An 18,282-nucleotide genomic window follows, 5' to 3' on the forward strand; every position below is an offset into this window, starting at 1 on the left:
GTCGCTACTCCCGGTGCATCGTACCGTCGACCGACACTCCTGTTGGGACGGCTCGACGTGCGGGTCAAGAGTCCTGCCGGCAGATGGCGCGCAGGACGTACGGCATGATGCCGCCGTGCCGGTAGTACGCGACCTCCCGTGCCGTGTCCAGGCGCACGGTCACGTCGAAGGCCGTGTCGTCGGCGGTGACGGTGACCGTGGTGGGTGTTCGTCCGTCGGTGGTGGTGGCCAACCCGGAGATGGTGTAGATCTCCTCCCCGGTGAGGCCGAGGGAGTCAGCACTGTCGCCCGGTAGGAACTGCAGTGGCAGGATGCCCATGCCCACGAGATTGGCTCGGTGGATCCGTTCGAAGGATTCGGCGAGAACCGCCCGAACACCGAGCAGGGCCGGTCCCTTCGCCGCCCAGTCCCTCGACGATCCGCTGCCGTAGTCCTTGCCGGCGATGACGAGCAGCGGCGTAGCCGCTTCCCGGTAGGCCATGGCGGCCTCTCGGCCGACTGCCAAAGCTGGCAAACCCCGCCGACGGACCCGCGCGAGCGCCTAGCATCGGCCGGGTAGCTGGTAGTAACCGACGGTAATCGGCGACTGGTGCAGAGTCGGGAGGCCGGGCACGATGGGCATCAAACAGGCGGTAACCACGGAGCAGCGAAACATGGAACTCATGCAGACGCTCGACGACGCCTGGAACGCCCAGGACCTTGCGACGTTCAACAGCCGCCACCACGAGAACGTGGTGGTGCGGTGGCCGGGCAAGCCGGAGACACACGGCCAGCACGACCACGAGGCCGAGTCCCGCCAGGTCTTCATGGCGTTCCCCGACCAGCACCTGGACAACCGGCCGTACAAGGTGCTCTTCGCCTCGGGCGAGTGGACCTGCTCGGTCGCCCGGTGGACCGGCACCATGACCGGTCCGATGATGGGCCCGGACGGCAAGGAGATGCCGCCGACCGGCAGGTCCTTCGAGGTCGACTTCTGCACGGTCGCTCGCTGGGTCGACGGCAGGATCGTCGAGGAGAACCTCTTCTACGACCTGACCACCTTCATGAAGCAGATCGGGTTGGCCTGATCGCCACGCCCGGTTCCCGTTCGCACGCGGCAGCGCGTTGGGCGACCACCCCGCGCCTGGCGTGATGGTCGCCCCTCGGGCCGGCTAACGCAGATCAGACACCGATGGCCGCGATGATGCGCGGACGGAGTTCGGCTGCCCGGATGACGGCGTCCACGGAGCCGACCTCGACAGCGCGCTGGATGTTGTGCACGCGGTCGAACTCCGTAGCCACCTCGCCGAGCTTCTCCGCGCGGACCGACGAGCGGAGCTCGTCGAGTTCTGCGGTCAACGCGGCGCGGTCGGCGCCGGAGGCGGCCGCGGCGCGGGCCTCCAGGTCCCGCACCCGCGGGTCGGCCGCGGTGCGGGCGTCGACGTCGCCGGAGAACACCACGGCAGCGGCGGGAGCGCCGCCGAGCACCGAGGCGAACGAGCCTTCCAGCGCCAGCACGGTCATGTTGGGGTTCAGCGCCTTCGAGAACACCACGAACGCGCCGCCGTGATACCGCGAGATCACGCAGAACACGATGGGCCCGCGGAAGTTCACGATCGCGCGGCCGATCTCGGCGCCGTACTCCAGTTGCAGCTTGCGCATCGACTCGGGCGAGCCGTCGAAGCCCGACAGGTTCGCCAGCACCACCAGCGGCCGGTTGCCGCTGGCCGCGTTGATCGCCCGCGCGGCCTTCTTCGACGACCGCGGGAACAGCGTGCCCGCGGTGTAGGTGTCCGGGCCGTCGGTGGGCGGGAAGCCACGCCGCGGCACCGCCCGTGACTCGATGCCGAGCAGGCACACCGGGATGCCGCCGAGATGCACGTCCTGCACCACCGCGGTTTCCGCGTCGGCCATGCCCGCCCAGCGTTCCAGCACCGGGTGGTCCTGGTCGGAGAGCGCCCGCATCACGGTCCGGATGTCGAACGGCTTCTTGCGGTCCGGGTTGGCCTCGGCGGAGAAGATCTCGCCGACGGTGGTGAAGTCGCTGCCGGCCACGGCATGCGGGAAGGCGGAGATGTCGCGGTCGACGGGGTCGGTGGTGGTCGCCCGCCGCGGCGCGTCCTCGCCGGGTGCGACGTACGTGTGGTCGTAGTGCGACATCAGCACGTCCCGTGCGGCGGGAAGGTTCGGCGCCCAGTACTGCGCCTGCCCGTTCGGGCCCATCACCCGGTCGTAGCCGCCGATGCCGAAGTTGTCCTCGGCCGACACGCCACCGGAGAAGTCGAGCGACTGCTTGCCGGTGAGCACCATCGCCGAGTCCGGCGTCATCACCAGGACGCCCTTGGTGTGCATGAGCATCGTCGCCTCGGCGTTCCAGTACGGCTGCGCGCCGACGTTGATGCCCGCGACGACGATGTTGATCTCGCCGCCGTCCTGAGTGAACTCGACGATCCGCTTGAGTGCCGCGGCCACCCAGTCCATGTTCTCCGTGCCCGACTTCATGGAGATCCGGGCGCCGGCGGACAGCGCGTACCACTCCAGCGGCACCCGCATCCGCTCGGCCAGGTCCAGTGCGGCGATCACCCGGCGGCACTCCGGCTCCGACAGGGCGCCGAGCGCCTTCGTGGGGTCACCGAGCAGCACGACCCGGGTGACGCCCTGCGGGTGCCGCGGGGTCGGCGTGGTGACGACGCCGGCGACGATCGCCGCGGTGTTGCGCCCCTTGGGCCGGTCGACCGGCACCAGGGCGTGGTCGCCGTCGAGGTCGTGCTCGACGAAGTCGCCGAGCAGGCCGGTCAGCTCGTACGGGTACACCGTGTTGCGGCTGCTGGCCCGCAGCACCTTCAGCCGGTAGTCGTCGAGCGGCTCGACCGGCTCGACCGGCGGCTCGCCGACGGTCAGCTCGGCGCCGCCGGTGGCGTCGAAGGAGATCCGTACGGCGATCTTGGCCAGCTCGCCGGTCTCGCGGTCGCGCTGCCGCGCGATGAAGAGGATCTCCTCCAGCCCGGCGCCCGCGGTCGTCGGGCGCACGCGCCCGGCGATCATCTCCATCTCCTCCCGGGTGAGCTCGCTCGGCGGCCAGACGTAGATCACGATCCGGTTGGTGTTGAAGCGGGTCTTCGACGGTCGCCGGGACTGCGCGCGGCGGATCGAGTCGAGGCAGGCGGCGACGGTGTCCTCGGTCGTCGGCAGCGCGACCAGCCGGCCGTCGTGCTCGCGCAGCTCGGTCAGGTCGCGCACCTGCGCGAACGCGACGAGGCGCTCGTCGGACGGGTTCTCCCGCGCCACGCACTGGAAGAGGTAGACCTCCTCGTCCGACGACGGCAGCCGGGTCAGGTCGAACTCGCGCAGCCGCTCCAGCTGCATCCGCTGCGCGATGTACGGGTGCAGGCCGCGGATCAGCCGCTCCTCGGTCATCCCGGCACCAGACGGGCGGAACGTGAGGTGGTGGTGCATCACCGCTCCGGCACGGCCCGCGACGGTGGTGGTGACTCGGCGGACCTGATGCGGCAGCGGGTGCGCGTTGATGACCTCGAACAGCGCGGCCGCCGTCGCGTCGAAGTCCTCCGGCTGATTCTCCCAGGCGAGGTAGATGTCGGCGTCGACGGCGTCCTCGCCGCCGGCCAGTTCGGCGAGCCCGCGCAGCGCGCCGCCCAGCGCGTCGAAGCGCACCGCGGCGGAGACCACGCTCGAGTCCGCGCGCTCGGCCACCACGAACGTGCAGCCCGCGGTCTCGTGGGTGCGGACGCTGGTGAGCGCCTTGTTGCCGTAGTACCGGCGGGTCAGCACTTCGAGCATGACCGCGTTGTCGAGGTGGTCACGCACGAGCCGCTGGCCGAGCAGCCGCACCAGTGGCTCGGTGCTGCGTACCATCTCGGCGACGCGCTCGGCGCGGTCCGGCGCGTCCGGCTGCGTGTCCAGGTGGCGCAGGTGGTTGCGGACCTCGGCGTAGACGCGGGCGCGGTTGCGGCGCAGCAGCGGCTGGGCGAACCAGGCGAACACCACGCCGCGGGCGAGGTCGGCGACCACGGGGAAGCGGACCTGCGTCGCAGCCACCAACCGCTCCAGCGCGAGACCGGCGGGCTCGCGCAGCGTCTCGTCCGGCGGGGCCTCCCGCAGCCACGCGCGCAGCAGCGCCGCGACGACCGTGACGTCGGCGGACGCGCGTTGCTGGGCGAGGAAGATCCGGAACACGGCGGCGTCGAGCTCGGGGCAGCGCTCCAGGTCGCTGACACCGTAGTGCCCGAGCGCCTTGGCGAGCTTGGCCTGGAACGAACTCGGCAGTCCGGCCCGCTCGACGTCGAGGCTCTGCAGGTAGGTGTGGAAGTACTCGCGGGCGCTGTGCACGTGGGCGTCGCCGCCGCCGTCCTCGCCCGTGGGCCGGTTGCGGCTCAGCTCGGCGAGGTCGGCGAACACGTTGACGAGTTCGAGCTCCTCGGCCAGCGGTCGGTAGCCGTCCTCGGTGGCCGCCCGCCGCGCGGCGAGGTAGTCGTCGAGCACCCGACGGTCGTCGTGCGGGTCCACGTCGAAGCCGAGCAGCAGGCCGCGCAGGTCCTCCTGACCGCGCCGGGTGCGCTTCCGCGCCGGAATCTCCTCGGGCGCGGCGGGCAGGTCCAGCTCGACCGACCCGCCGGCCGGGCGGTCCGCGGGCTCGTCGGCCTCGTCGGCCTCGTCGGCGAGTGGCTCCAGCCGCAGCAGCGGCGCGCCGGCCTCCACCTGGGTGCCCACGGCGACGGCGCATTCCTTCAGCCGCGCCTTGAACGGCGCCCGCAGCACCGTCTCCATCTTCATGGCTTCCAGCACCAGCACCGGCGCGCCCGCCTCGACCTCGGCGCCGACCTCCAGCGGCGTGGCGACGACCAGGGCGGGCATGGGCGAGCGGACGACGCCGCCCTCGTCACGGCTGACCCGGTGCGTCACGCCGTCCACCTCGACCAGGTGGATCGGCCCGTGCGTCCCGGTGAGCAGGCGGTATCGGGCGCCGTTGACGAGGATCTGCCCGGTGTGCCGGTCGAAGCGGTCGAGTTCGACGTCGGCGGTGCGGACGGCGCCGCCCGCCTCGATGCCGACGCGGAACCGGTGCGCGCCGACCCGCGCCACGCGCATGCGGTACCCGACGCCACGCAGCTTGAGGTCCAGCGGTCGGCCGCTCTTGTGCTGCACCTGCGGGCGTCCGCCGAACGCCGTCGACAGCAGCCGCTGCCGCTCGACGCGTTCCTCGTCCTCGTATGCCTCGATGGCGGCGGCCGCCAGCGCGACGGCGGAGTGCCGGTGCCCGACGAGCCTGCCCTCGCCGCGGACGCGGTCGATCCAGCCGGTGTCCGCGCTGGCGTCGATCACTTCGGGCTGGTCGAGCAGGTCGAGCACGAAGCTCTTGTTCGTCGCGCCGCCCTCGATGATCACCGTGGTGTTCGCCATCGCCCGGCGCAGCTTGCCGAGCGCCTCGTCGCGGTCGCGACCGTAGGCGATGATCTTCGCGATCATCGAGTCGAAGTCGGCGGGGATGGTGTCACCCTCGCTGACGCCGGTGTCCACCCGGATGCCCGGCCCAGCGGGCAGGTCCAGCCGCGCGATACGGCCCGGCGAGGGCGCGAAGTCGCGGTCGGGGTCCTCGGCGTTCAGCCGGGCCTCGATGGCGTGCCCGCGCTCCACCGGCGGCTCGCCTTCGAGCCGCCCACCCGAAGCCACGTGCAGCTGCGCCTTGACCAGGTCGAACCCGGTGGTCAACTCGGTGATCGGGTGCTCGACCTGCAGGCGGGTGTTGACCTCGAGGAACGCGAACAGCCGGTCGCCCGGGTGGTAGAGGAACTCGACGGTCGCCGCGCCCCGGTAACCGACCGCTACGGCAAGCCGCTCGGCCGACGCCTTGAGCTCGGCGGCCTGCGCCGGGCTGAGCACCGGCGACGCCGACTCCTCGATGACCTTCTGGTTGCGCCGCTGCACCGAACAGTCGCGGACACCGAGCGCCCACGCGGTGCCCTGGCCGTCGGCGATCACCTGGACCTCGACGTGCCGGGCACCGGTGACCAGGCGCTCCAGGAACACGATGCCGCTGCCGAACGCCCGTGCCGCCTCCTGGCTGGTGCGCTCGTACGCGTCGACGAGCTCGGCATCCTTCGTGATCACGCGGATGCCGCGCCCGCCGCCGCCCGCGGTCGCCTTCAGCATCAGCGGGTAGCCGATCTCGGTCGCTGCCGACAGGGCCGCGTCCAGGGTCTCGACCGCGCCGCGACTCCACGGCGCGACCGGCACGCCGACCTCCTCGGCGATCAGCTTCGCGCCGATCTTGTCGCCGAGCTTGCGCATGGCCTCCGCGCTCGGCCCGACGAAGGTCACGCCGACCTTCTCGCACAACTCCGCGAACGCCGGGTCCTCTGCGACGAAGCCCCAACCGACCCACGCGGCGTCGGCGCCGGTCTCCACCAGCGCGCGCTCGAGCACCGCCAGGTCGAGGTACGGGCGTGCGGACGCGGGACCGAGGTCGTAGGCGATGTCCGCCTCACGCACGAACGTGGCGGTGCGGTCGACGTCGGTGTACAGGGCGACGGTCTCGATCCGGGACCCGGTCTCCGCGGCCAGCTCTCGGACCGCGTGGATGAGCCGCATCGCGGCCTCACCACGGTTGACGATGGCGACACGGCTGAACACCCGACCGACCCCTCCGGTAGACACACGATGTACGCGCCGCGAGACCCCGGGCCTCCGGCAGTGATCACCTTTCCGCCTGCCGGCTGGCAGCGCCATGTCGTAACCACCGAACCCTTCGCGGCACCTTTGTAGGAACCGAACAAAACTTTTTGGCTGCCCCGCTCCTGGTTGGGGCGGGTGCGAACGGCAGCGGCGGGTGTCGGTCAGCCCTGACCCGGCTGCCCACGGAAACGCCCAGACATGGTGATCGCGGACAACTCCACCGGAGCCCCGCTGCTACTGCTGCGGACGATGCTCGGCCTGGAGCCGCACGGTGACCGGCTGACCGTCAAACGGTCACACTGTGATGGCCCGCGACGGCGCGACCATCGGCCGGAGCCTGATCAGCGGCGCCGCCAGTGGATCGGCAGGCGCTTCACGCCGCGCTGGAAGTTCGAGCGCAGGTATGCGGGTGGGCCCTCGTACGCGATGCTGGCGGTGCGCGCCAGCAACGCCTCGAACAGCGCACGGAGCTGGCACCGGGCCAGGTGCGCGCCGAGGCAGAAATGCGGCCCGTGGCCGAAGACGACGTGCGGGTTCGGGTGGCGGGCGAGGTCGAGCCGGTCGGGGTCGGCGAAGACGCGCTCGTCGCGGTTGGCCGAGGCGAACGAGACCACCACCTTGTCCCCGGCCCGCACGGGCACCCCGGCTACGGCGGTGTCCGTGGTGGCCGTGCGCCGGAACAGCATCACCGGCGTCCACCAGCGCAGCAGTTCGTCGGCGGCGGTGTCGAACAGCGTCGGGTTCCGGCGCAGCCGTGCCATCTCCGCCGGGTGCTCCAGCAGGGCGATCATCGCGCCCGGCAGGCCGTTGCGGATCGTCTCGTTGCCCGCCACGGCGAACAGCCAGAACATGTTCTCGAACTCTTCCACCGAGAGCCGGTCGTCGCCCTGCCGGGCCAGCAGGATGGACATGACGTCCGGTCCCGGGCTGCGGCGCTTCGACTCGGCCAGCAGGTGCGCGTACGCGTAGAGGTCGGCCATGCCGGCTCGGGTGCGCGGATCCGGCATCCTGCCGTCGGCGTCCGGTACCGGTCGGTGCCGCAGCGCTTCGCGGGCCGCGGTGGTCCCCGCCTGCGCGTCGAATGCGGCCGACCCGGCGTAGTCCGGGTCCTGGAAGCCGATCACCCGGTTCGACCAGTCGTACAGCAGCCAGCGGTCGGGCTCCGGTACCCCGAGCACGTCCGCGAGCGTGAGCAGCGGCAGGTCGGCGGCGAGGTCGCGGGCGAAGTCGCAGGTTCCCTCGTCCGCGTCGCCCAGCGCGCGCTCGACGAGGGCTGCCGCGTTCGCGCGGATCGACGCCTCCAGCGCGGCGACCGCGCGCGGGGTGAACGAGCGAGCCATCGGCCGGCGCAGCCGCCCGTGTTCCGGCGGGTCCATGTTGAGCATCATCCGCCGCACGTAGCCCAGGTCCTCCGGGGTGGCCGGGTCGCGGATCTGGGTGGCACCGAGCCAGGACGAGAAGAGCCGTGGTTGCTTGAGCGTGTCCGTCACGTCGGCGTGCCGGAGCACCAGCCAGAAGCCCGGACCGCCGGGTAGCCCGAGCAGCGGCGGCTCCTCGACCCACACCACCGGGCCGGCCGCGCGCAGCGCGGCGAGCAGGTCGTACGGGACGCCGTCGACGTAGGTGCGGGGGTCGACCAGGGGTGCCGGATCGACGGTCACTGCCCGGCGCTGACCGGACCGGCGCCGGAGTCACCGACGCTGAGGTGGCTGATCGTCATGACGGCGACCCCTTCCGCTGTCGCGGTGCCGCGACAGACGCGAATGCCAACACGGTGAACCTGGGCGATGTGGAAGCGACCGTAGTCCGCACGCGGACCGAACGGAAGCGCGACCAGCTCTCCTGGCCGCCGCCGGGTCCGCGGTGTCAGAACAGCGCCAACGGTCCGACCGGCGTCGGCTCGGGCAGCGGCTCGACCCGGGGCAGCACCGCCCGCACCTCGTCGTGGAACCTGCGGGCGAGGTCGGGCGCGTCGGCGTTGTCCGGGGTGTGCACGAACACGGTCGGCGAGCGGCCCTCGCGCAGCCAGCCGGTCACCACGTCGACCCACGGTTGCCAGCCCTCGACCGTCCGCGCGGAGTCGTCGCGGCCGAGGTACCGGACGATCGGCCGGTCGGTCAGCGCGTGCGTGCGCAGCGGGGTACGCGGCTTCCTGGTCCACGCCTCCCGTTCCGCGTCGCTGGTCGGCGGGGTGCGGAAGAACGCGGTGGTGTCGAACGGGATCCACTCCGCGCCGACCATGACGAGCGTCTCCTCCAACGTCCGCACCGCCCGGGGATCGTCGAAGAACGCGGGGTGGCGGACCTCCACGGCGTACCGGTGGGCGGCGGGCAGCCCGCGCAGGAAGCGGGCGAGCGCGGGTACGTCGGCCGGACCGAACGAGCCCGGCAACTGGATCCAGAGGGCGTGGGCTCGGCGGCCGAGCGGTTCGATCGCGTCCAGGAAGACCCGCAGCTCCTCCTCGGCGTTGCTGAGCCGGCGTTCGTGCGTGACGACCTTCGGCAGCTTGAGCACGAAGCGGAAATCAGGGTCGGTCTGCCGCGCCCACGAGGCCACCGTCTCCCGACTCGGGGTCGCGTAGAAGGTGGTGTTCCCCTCGACCGCGGTGCACCAGCCGGCGTAGGCGCGCAGCCGCTCGTGGGCCGGCAACGGGTGCGCCAGGAAGCGTCCCTGCCAGGATCGGTGTGCCCACATCGCGCACCCCACGTGCAGGCGCATTCGATCCTCCCACCCTTCGACGCCCCGGCCCGGGACGACCCGCGCCGTGCGTACGGTATCCGGCCCGGACGACCGGACCCCGGACGCACCTCGCGGTGGCGCTGCGGACGGTCGAGATCAGTTGAGGGACCCGGGTGGGCCGTACGGTGCACCGACCGTTGCGCCACCTGGCCGGCTCGACCGAGGCGTGGCTCACCGCACTAGCTTCGGCTGCGGATCATCGACATCAGCAGCCCGTGGGTCTCGGCGTCGCCGGCCACCACCAGCCCGCGGCCGGCCTGCCCGATCGGGGCGCCGTCGATCCCGGTGACGACGCAGCCGGCAGCCCGGCACACGGCGATGCCGGCGGCGAAATGCACGCTTCCGGACAGGTCACCGCCGTCGGTGACGTACGCGGCGCGCTTGCCGGCCGCGACCCAGGCCAACGCCAGGGTCGTGGACACGACCCGCGGCCGGAACCGTTCGACGAACCCGGGGTGGGCCAGCAGGTCGACGGCCCGGAATCCGGGCGCGCTCGGAAACGGCGGATCCAGGTTGACGTCCACCAGCTGGGTGGCGGGCGTGGGCCTCAGCCGCTCATCGACACCGTCATGCCGCACCCAGGCGGTCGCACCGTCGGTGAAGAACACCTCGCCGCTGAACGGGTCGGCCACCGCCGCCGCCCCATCGCGCAGCGCCACGTTGACGGCCACCAGCATGTTGCCGACGGCGTAGTTCAGCGTGCCGCAGAGGGGATCCACCAACCACTGGCGCACGGCGTCGGCCGCGCCCCGCTGCCCACCTTCCTCACCGAGCACGGCGTCATCAGGTCGAGCAGCCCGGATGACGCCGAGGATCGTCTGCTCAGCCGCCACATCGGCGGCGGTGGCGAAGTCTCCGGCGCCCTTGTCGATGCGGGTGAGCCGCTGGCCGTACATGTTGCGCACCACGTCCGCGCCGGCTCGGGCCGCCGCTACCGCAACCCCGGCATCGTCAAGGCTCACGTACGAGTTGATCATATCTGGCAGATTATCGGGCGAAGCCGGCGGGCTCTCGCGGGCTGCCGTCGGCCCGGCGGGACCGGACCGGCGCGCGGTACGCCTGGGGCGAGCTGCCCACCGTACACCTCAACCAGCCCTGGACGGGCCTTGCCTGCGACGGGGAATCGAGGTGACGCTGGGCTGCACCCCGGGTCGGATCATGCGGGACCGCTGACGACCGCGGCTCCCCGGCCGGTCGGGATGCGTACGCTGATCCGACGACCGTCCTGACCCGGGAGACCCGCCGATGACCAGCCCTGGATCCTGCACCGTCCGGACCGCCCGTTCCGGCGACGTGGACGCCCTCGTCGACCTGGTCGAGTCGGCGTACCGGGGGGAGCGCAGCCGGGCCGGCTGGACCCACGAGGCGGACCTGCTCGGCGGCCAGCGCGCCGACGCGGACATGGTGGGCGCCGCGGTGCGGCAACCGGACGGCACGGTGCTGGTCGCCGAGGACGGGACGGGCATCGTCGCCTGCTGCCACCTGGAGCGCCGCGACGACCACGTCTACTTCGGCATGTTCGCGGTGTCGCCAGGCCGGCAGGGTGGCGGCCTCGGCCGGGCGCTGCTGGCGGAGGCCGAGCGGTTCGCCCGGGAGGAATGGGGCGCCGGCGAGATGCGGATGACGGTGATCACGCAGCGGGACGACCTGATCGCCTGGTATGAACGCCGTGGCTACACCCGCACGGGCGAGCTGACTCCGTTCCCGTACGGCGACGAGCGGTTCGGGGTGCCGCGGCGGCCCGACCTGGCGTTCGAGACGCTGACCAGGAAGCTCGGCTGACCGCGGAACGGGGTCCCGGGGCCGTCGTTGATCATGCCCACCCCGACCGATGATTCCGGCATCCCGGTACGTACGGTCGAGGACGTGGAAACCGATGTGATCGTGGTCGGGGCCGGGTTGGCGGGCCTGGTCGCCGCCGCCGAGGCGGCCGACGCCGGCCGCCGGGTGCTGCTGCTGGACCAGGAACCCGAGCAGAACCTCGGCGGCCAGGCGTGGTGGTCGTTCGGCGGGCTCTTCCTGGTCGACTCGCCCGAGCAGCGGCGGATGGGCATCCGGGACTCGGTCGAGCTGGCCTGGCAGGACTGGACCGGTAGCGCCGCCTTCGACCGCCCGGAGGACCACTGGCCGCGCCGGTGGGCCGAGGCGTACGTGCACTTCGCGGCCGGGGAGAAGCGGGCCTGGCTGCGCGGGCTGGGTCACCGGATCTTCCCGGTGGTCAGCTGGGCCGAACGGGGCGGGGGAGCGGCGCACGGGCACGGCAACTCGGTGCCCCGCTTCCATGTCACCTGGGGCACCGGCCCGGGCGTGGTCGAGCCGTTCGCCCGGCGGGTGCGGGCCGCCGCCGACGAGGGCCGGATCCGGCTGCTGTTCCGGCACCGCGTCGACGAGCTGGTCACCAGCGGTGGCGTGGTCACCGGCGTGCGCGGCGCGATCCTGGAGCCCGACGACGCCCCCCGCGGTCGCCCCACCTCCCGCACCGTGGTCGGCGACTTCGCGTACGACGCGCAGGCCGTGATCATCACCTCCGGCGGGATCGGCGGCGACCACGACCTGGTCCGGCGGGCCTGGCCGGCGCGCCTGGGCACCCCGCCGACCCGAATGGTGACCGGGGTGCCCGCGTACGTCGACGGGCGGATGCTCGCCATCACTGAGGCCGCCGGCGGGCGGATCGTCAACCCCGACCGGATGTGGCACTACACCGAGGGGCTGCGCAACTGGGACCCGATCTGGCCCGGGCACGGCATCCGGATCCTGCCCGGCCCCTCCTCCCTCTGGCTCGACGCCACCGGGCAGCGGCTGCCGGCGCCGCTCTTCCCCGGCTTCGACACCCTGGCCACGCTGCGCCACCTGCGAACCACCGGGTACGACTACAGCTGGTTCCTGCTCACCCAGAAGATCCTGGAGAAGGAGTTCGCGTTGTCGGGCTCCGAGCAGAACCCCGACCTGACCAACCGCAGCATCCGGCAGGTGCTGCGACGGGTACGCCCCGGCGCGCCGGGCCCGGTGGAGGCGTTCAAGCGGCACGGCGCGGACTTCGTCGTCGCCGACGGCCTGCCGGAGCTGGTCGACGGGATGAACAGGCTGGCCGCCGAGACCGGCGGGCCGCAGCTCGACGCCGTCGAGCTGCGTCGGGTCGTCGAGGCCCGGGACCGGGACAGCGCCCACCCGTTCGGCAAGGACGCCCAACTGCACGCCGTCCGCGGCGCCCGGGCGTACCGGGGGGATCGGCTCATCCGGGTCGCCACCCCGCACCGGCTGCTCGACCCGGCGGCCGGGCCGCTGATCGCCGTCCAGTTGCACGTGCTCACCCGCAAGACCCTCGGCGGGCTGCACACCGACCTGTCCGGCCGGGTGCTGCGTCCCGACGGCGAGCCGCTCGGCGGGGTGTACGCCGCCGGCGAGGTCGCCGGCTTCGGTGGTGGCGGCATGCACGGCTACAACGCGCTGGAGGGGACCTTCCTCGGCGGCTGCCTCTTCTCGGGGCGGACCGCCGGCCGGGCCGCCGCGGCCGCCGTCGGCTGACGCGCGGCCCGGGCGGACCGGTCAGCGCAGGGCGGCCACGGCGGCGTCGCTGCCGTTGCGCCACAGCACGCCGGCCTCGGTGAAACCGGCGGCGCGCAGGGCGTCGAGGTGCCAGCCGGCGGGCGGGGTCCACTCGGGGCTGTGGCCGGTCGGGTAGATCTGCTGCCGCTTATCCACCAGCGGCGCCAGGACGGGGTCGGCGGCGGCCTGCGCCCACCAGCCCTCCCAGGACAGGGCGGCACCGGCCTGGTGGCGGGCGGCCCGCCGCTGCCGGGCCCGGTCGGACAGCCGGGTGGTGAGGGTGGGCAGCGCGTCGTCCGGCATGTGGTCGGCGTTGACGAGGACTCCACCCGGCCGCAGGACGTCGCGGATCTCGCGGTAGAGCTCGGCCAGCCGTGGGCCGTCGAGCCAGTGCAGGGCGGTGGCGGTGAGCACCGCGTCGTACGCGCGGTGGGGCAGCGCCTCCGGCCAGTCGGCGCGGTTGAGGTCGGCGGTGACGACGGTGGCGCGTCCGGACAGGGACGCCTCGGCGATGGTGAGCAGGACCGGGTCGAGGTCGAGCACGGTGACCTGCGCGTCGGGGTGGCGGGCCAGGGCGCGCAGGCTGATCGATCCGGTGCCACCGGCGAGATCCAGCAGTTGAAGCGGTCGGGCGTCGGTGGCCGCTTCGGCGGCGTCGAGCAGCGCGGCGAAGCGGTGTTCCCGGTCCGGCAGGTACGCCTCCTGCTGCCGGTCCCAGCTCTCCTGCCATGCCCGCGCGTCCAGTGCGTAAGGAGTCATGCGGCTGACGATAGTTACCTCGCCGGCTGCCCGTCGAGACCTTGTTGCCACTACTTTGCAACTACCTGATGCTGGTGATAGTGGCCCGCGGTCCAGGGGTGCGATGATCCGACCGGACAAACTGGACGCAGCTTGTCATCTTAGGTTGACGCCCTGCGGCCGGTGCTCATAATCTGGCGGCATGGAAGTGACTCGGCTGGTGAGCCTCGTGCACGCCACCGACGACGACGACCCCCGGGTCGCGCTCGCCGCGACCGCGGAGGCGGCGAAGGAATTCGAGCGGATCCAGGCGGTCCTGGTCCGTCGGGCGCGGGCCCAGGGCGTGACCTGGGCGGAGATCGCCGCTGCACTCGGCGTCAGCAAGCAGGCCGTGCACAAGAAGTACGGCGGTCGAGGGCTTTTCCGCAAGGAAGACTGAATTCGGTTTCCCGAACCATTCCCTGCATCGACGGTTCTCCCCGCGCCGACCTGGCGGGGACGGTGGTTCCTGCCCAGGACGAGGAACGTCCGCCCGTTCGGCGGCCGCCGGAGTGGGGCGCGGATGGTGGTCCTCGGGTCCACGCCCGCCACCAGGTGAGGCGCGGAACCCGTCCCCACGGCGTCAACCGTCACAGACTTCGCCGGGGTATCCCGTGACGGGCGGGTGACGCGACCTTCGGCAGGGTCGCAGGGCGACGGCATCCGTCGTCCCGCCCAGGCCGTCCGAGGAGACTTCATGATCAGGACGATGCTCCGGATCCGCGCGCGCCCGGGGTGTGAACCCGCGGTGGAAGCCGCCTGGCGGGTGGTCGCCGAGCAGGCTCGCGGCGCCGCCGGCAGCCTCGGGCAGGACCTGCTCCTGGACGCCGCTGATCCGCGTACCTTCGTCCTGGTCACCGAGTGGACCGACGAGGCCGCGTGGCGCGACTACGTCGCGGGGCCGGCCGCCGCCCGCTTCGCCGACGCCGTCCGCCCGCTCTGCGAATCGTTCCCGGCGGACGGCTACCAGCTGATGCGCGACCGGGCGGACGGCGACCCGCGGATCTTCGTGGACGTCGAGCTCACCGTGCCGGCCGGGCGCCGCGCGGAGTTCGACCGCGGGTACGTCGAGGTCCTCGACCGGATGGCGACGGTGCCCGGTTACCTGCGCGAGAACCTGCTGCGCGAGCCGGGTTCCGACATCCACCACATCTTCGCCGAATGGCGCAGCGCGGCGGAGTTCCACCGCTGGATCGGCGATCCGGCGCACGCGGAGCAGGAGGCCGGGCCGATCGCGCCCTTCCTCCTCGACATCCGCCGCCGCCTCTTCCACGCCGTGGCCGATCCACGAGACAGCCGAAAACCACGTACGGGCAGGGAGGTCGACGTGCACAGGACAACGGACGTACTCGTCGTCGGAGCGGGGCCCACCGGGCTGACCGCCGCCGTCGAGCTGGCCCGGCGGGGCATCGACTGCCGGGTGATCGACAAGCTGGCCACCCCGGCCGGACAGGCCGACAAGGCGATCGGCGTGCACTGCCGCACGATGGAGCTCTGGGAGGAGCAGGGCATCGTCCGGGAGGCGATGGACGCCGGCATCTGGCTGACCGGGAACATGGTGTTCGTCAACGGCCAGGAGACGCACCGGATGAGCTGGGAGCTGCCGGGCCTGCCGTACGCGCACCTCGGTCTGCCGCAGTACGAGACCGAACGCCTCCTCGCCGAACGGCTCGCCACGCTCGGCGTACACCCGCGGCGCGGCACCGAGCTGGTCGGGTTCACCCAGGATGACGACGGCGTGACGGCCACCGTCGCGACCGCCGACGGCGGCACCGAGACGGTACGCGCGAAGTATCTGGTCGGCTGCGACGGCGCGCACAGCCGGGTCCGCGAGCTGCTCGGGTTGACGTTCACCGGCGGGCTGGGCCGCTTCCCGCAGCTGTTCATGCTCGGCGACGTGGACGTCGACTGGGACATGCCGGACGGCCACCTGCTCCGGTTCCTGCACGAGACCGACGGCCGGATGGACGGCATGCTGGTCTGCGTACCGCTGCGCGGTGAGCGCCGGTACCGGATCGCGACGCTGGCCCCGCCCCGGTTCTTCGCCCAGACCGGCGGGCAGGACGCCCCGCCCGGGTTCAGCGAGGAACTCGCCGAACCCGCCCTGGCCGACGTCCAGGCCGCCCTCGACCGCCTCGCCCCGCCCGGCACCCGGGCGTCGAACCTGCGCTGGTCGTCGGTGTTCCGGATCAGCCACGGGATCGTGGACCGGTACCGCGACGGCCGGGTGTTCGTGGTCGGCGACGCCGCGCACCTGCACCCGCCCGCCGGCGGCCAGGGCATGAACACCGGGATCCAGGACGCGTGGAACCTGGCCTGGAAGCTGGCCCTGGCGGTGCGCGGGATCGCGGCGCCCGGGCTGCTGGACAGCTACGAGACCGAACGGCGGCCCGAGGGCGAGGAGATCGTCGGGCGCGCGGTACGGATGGCCTTCACCGACGAGCTGGACCGCGCGGACCTCGAGCGCCAGTTCCTCCAGGAGATGTCCATGCTGCTCAGCTACGCGAACAGCCCGCTCGTCGGCGAGTCGGTGTCCGACCCCGACGCGTTGCGGAACGGCCCCGGGCCCGGCGACCGTACCCCCGATGTGGGCGGCCTGCGCCGGCGCGGCGTCGGCCACGCGCTGCGGCTGCGCGACCTGACCCGCGGCGGCCGGCACACCCTGCTGGTCTACGCCGACGCCTCGGCGGACGACGCGGCGCTGACCGCGGTGGCGGAGCTCTGCGCCGACCTGCACGGGCAGGCGTCCGGGGAGATCGACGTGTACCTGCTGCTCAGCCCGGACGCCCCGACGCCGCGGCTGCCCGCGCCGCCCGTCGTGGTGGACGCCGACAACGGGTTCCGCGCCACCTACGGCGTCGCCGGAACCGCGCTGTACCTGGTCCGCCCGGACGGGCACGTGGGTTTCCGCAGCCAGCCGATCGACGGCGACGGCCTGCGCAAGCACCTGCACCTGGTGTTCGGGGGCACGCGATGAGCCGGGTACGCACCGTGCTCGCGATGCGGACCCGGGAGGGCTGCGAGGAACGGTTCGAGGCCGAGTGGCTCTCGGCGGCCACGGAGATCCGCACGCTGGACGGCTGTCTGCATCAGGACCTGGTCCGCGACGCCGACGACCCGCGCAGCTACCTGATCATCAGCGACTGGGCGGACCGCGAACGGTTGGACGCCTTCGGCCGCAGCGAACACCGCGACCGGCTGCTGCGCATCATCCGTGAGCTGCGCGAATCCGCGCACCGTCACACCTACCAGGTGCTGCACAGCGTGGGCAGCGAAGCCGAGGAGTCGAGATGACCGAGGACGCCGTACCCGCGGGCGAGTTCTACACCGACGAGTTCGCCGCCGACCCCTATCCGTCCTTCGCCCGGCTGCGCACGGACCGGCCGGTGTGCCCGGTCAGCTCGCCCCGCTTCGACCAGTACCTGATCACGGGGTACGACGACGCCAAGGCGGCGCTGACCGACCCCCGGCTGTCCAAGGACCTCTACGGCCCCGGCCAGCACTACCTGCGGCTGTTCGGGCCGAACTCCGAGGGGCTGAACAAGAACATGCTCAACTCGGACCCGCCGGAACACACCCGGCTGCGCCGGATCGTGTCGCAGGCGTTCGCGCCGCGCCGGATCGAGGCGCTTCGACCGCGCGTGGCGCAGATCGTGGACGGTCTGCTCGACAAGATCGTCCCGCAGGGCCAGGCCGAGCTGATGCACGACTTCGCGATCCCGCTGCCGATGACGGTGATCTGCGAGCTGCTCGGCATCCCGGAGGCCGACCACGGGCGGGTGCTCGACTGGACCCAGGTGATCAGGACCTCGGGGTCTTCCCGCCGCCCTCCACAGGAGGAGCGGGCGGCCGTGCAGGAGGCCCAGCTCAAGCTGCACGACTACCTCGCCGACCTGGTGCAGGCCAAGCGCGACCACCCCGCCGACGACATCATCGGCGCGCTGATCGGGTCCTGCGACCAGGACGGGGCGCTGTCCGAAGCGGAACTGGTCACCACCACGTTCCTGCTGCTGTTCGCCGGGCACCAGACGACCGCGGACTTCCTCGGAAACGCCACGCTGGCCCTGCTGTCCCACCCCGAGCAGCTCGAACTGCTGCGCACCTCGCCGCAGCTGCTGCCGTCCGCGATCGAGGAACTGCTCCGGTTCGACGGTCCGTTGCCGGTGGCCAGCCCCAGGATCGCCACCGAGGAGGTCGAGTACCAGGGGGTGTGCATCCCGCAGGGCTCGATCGTCGGCGTGGTGATCAACTCAGCCAACCACGACCCGGCGCACTTCGCCGATCCGGACCGGCTGGACCTCCGCCGCGTACGCGGCCCGCACCTCGGCTTCGGGCACGGCGTCCACTACTGCCTCGGGGTCTCCCTGGCCCGGATGGAGGCACAGATCGGCCTCGGGGCGCTACTGCGCCGGCTGCCGGGTCTGCGGCTCGCGGTGCCGGTCGCCGAGGTGCGCCGGCTGCCGGCGGCGTCACCGTTCCGGGGCCTGCTGGAGCTTCCGGTCACCTTCGCCGCTTGACAGCTCCAGGGCCCTTCCTCACCCGCCAATCAGA

The 18,282-nt window shown here is 72.4% G+C and carries 12 protein-coding genes and 1 pseudogene; 7 read left to right on the forward strand and 6 right to left on the reverse strand.

Translation table 11 applies throughout. The annotated features are described in order from the left end of the window. Window positions 1-64: 64 nt before the first annotated feature. A pseudogene (gene acnA, locus ACFYOS_RS05445) lies at window positions 65-490 on the reverse strand (aconitate hydratase); the annotation flags it as partial. Between the two features lie 163 nt (window positions 491-653). On the opposite strand from acnA, the gene ACFYOS_RS05450 reads away from it, so the two are divergent. Continuing rightward, complete coding sequence (locus tag ACFYOS_RS05450) at window positions 654-1,067, forward strand: ester cyclase (protein ID WP_387136182.1); 414 nt, start codon at window positions 654-656, stop codon at window positions 1,065-1,067. Between the two features lie 94 nt (window positions 1,068-1,161). Here ACFYOS_RS05450 and ACFYOS_RS05455 read toward each other — a convergent pair whose 3' ends face one another. From ACFYOS_RS05455 to ACFYOS_RS05470, 4 genes are all read right to left on the reverse strand, one after another. Continuing rightward, window positions 1,162-6,627, reverse strand: a complete 5,466-nt coding sequence (locus tag ACFYOS_RS05455) for a carboxyl transferase domain-containing protein (RefSeq protein WP_387136183.1) — start codon at window positions 6,625-6,627, stop codon at window positions 1,162-1,164. A gap of 383 nt (window positions 6,628-7,010) precedes the next feature. After that, entirely contained in the window at window positions 7,011-8,330 is a 1,320-nt protein-coding gene (locus ACFYOS_RS05460; protein ID WP_387136184.1) for a cytochrome P450, read from the reverse strand. A gap of 205 nt (window positions 8,331-8,535) precedes the next feature. After that, window positions 8,536-9,363 (reverse strand): DUF72 domain-containing protein, encoded by an 828-nt coding sequence (locus tag ACFYOS_RS05465; RefSeq protein WP_387136185.1) that lies wholly within the window; start codon window positions 9,361-9,363, stop codon window positions 8,536-8,538. Window positions 9,364-9,587: 224 nt separating this feature from the next. After that, on the reverse strand, window positions 9,588-10,370 hold the full coding sequence (locus ACFYOS_RS05470) for an inositol monophosphatase family protein (protein WP_387136186.1): 783 nt from the start codon (window positions 10,368-10,370) through the stop codon (window positions 9,588-9,590). 283 nt (window positions 10,371-10,653) lie between these two features. Between ACFYOS_RS05470 and ACFYOS_RS05475 the strand changes: the two genes are divergently transcribed. Together ACFYOS_RS05475 and ACFYOS_RS05480 are read left to right on the forward strand one after the other, a co-directional pair. Next, complete coding sequence (locus tag ACFYOS_RS05475) at window positions 10,654-11,190, forward strand: GNAT family N-acetyltransferase (RefSeq protein ID WP_387136187.1); 537 nt, start codon at window positions 10,654-10,656, stop codon at window positions 11,188-11,190. A gap of 84 nt (window positions 11,191-11,274) precedes the next feature. Beyond that, window positions 11,275-12,933 carry an FAD-binding dehydrogenase gene (locus tag ACFYOS_RS05480; RefSeq protein WP_387136188.1) on the forward strand — a complete coding sequence of 553 codons (1,659 nt, stop codon included), beginning with the start codon at window positions 11,275-11,277 and terminating at the stop codon, window positions 12,931-12,933. A 21-nt stretch (window positions 12,934-12,954) separates the two neighbouring features. On the opposite strand, the gene ACFYOS_RS05485 is transcribed toward ACFYOS_RS05480, so the two are convergent. Beyond that, window positions 12,955-13,713, reverse strand: a complete 759-nt coding sequence (locus ACFYOS_RS05485; RefSeq protein WP_387136189.1) for a class I SAM-dependent methyltransferase — start codon at window positions 13,711-13,713, stop codon at window positions 12,955-12,957. 181 nt (window positions 13,714-13,894) lie between these two features. On the opposite strand from ACFYOS_RS05485, the gene ACFYOS_RS05490 reads away from it, so the two are divergent. The 4 genes from ACFYOS_RS05490 (at window position 13,895) to ACFYOS_RS05505 (ending at window position 18,248) form a co-directional block, all read left to right on the forward strand. After that, the gene (locus ACFYOS_RS05490; protein ID WP_387136190.1) at window positions 13,895-14,131 is read left to right on the forward strand and encodes a helix-turn-helix domain-containing protein; all 237 of its coding nucleotides are present in this window, start codon (window positions 13,895-13,897) and stop codon (window positions 14,129-14,131) included. A gap of 297 nt (window positions 14,132-14,428) precedes the next feature. Further along, a complete protein-coding gene (locus ACFYOS_RS05495; protein WP_387136191.1) occupies window positions 14,429-16,708 on the forward strand; it encodes an FAD-dependent oxidoreductase in 2,280 nt (759 codons plus the stop codon). Then, window positions 16,705-17,025 carry a putative quinol monooxygenase gene (locus ACFYOS_RS05500; RefSeq protein WP_387136192.1) on the forward strand — a complete coding sequence of 107 codons (321 nt, stop codon included), beginning with the start codon at window positions 16,705-16,707 and terminating at the stop codon, window positions 17,023-17,025. The genes ACFYOS_RS05495 and ACFYOS_RS05500 overlap by 4 nt, the downstream gene beginning before the upstream one ends. Further along, entirely contained in the window at window positions 17,022-18,248 is a 1,227-nt protein-coding gene (locus tag ACFYOS_RS05505) for a cytochrome P450 (protein WP_387136193.1), read from the forward strand. The genes ACFYOS_RS05500 and ACFYOS_RS05505 overlap by 4 nt, the downstream gene beginning before the upstream one ends. Window positions 18,249-18,282 lie beyond the last annotated feature (34 nt).

Source organism: Micromonospora sp. NPDC005806, assembly GCF_042871425.1.
Taxonomy (GTDB): domain Bacteria; phylum Actinomycetota; class Actinomycetes; order Mycobacteriales; family Micromonosporaceae; genus Micromonospora.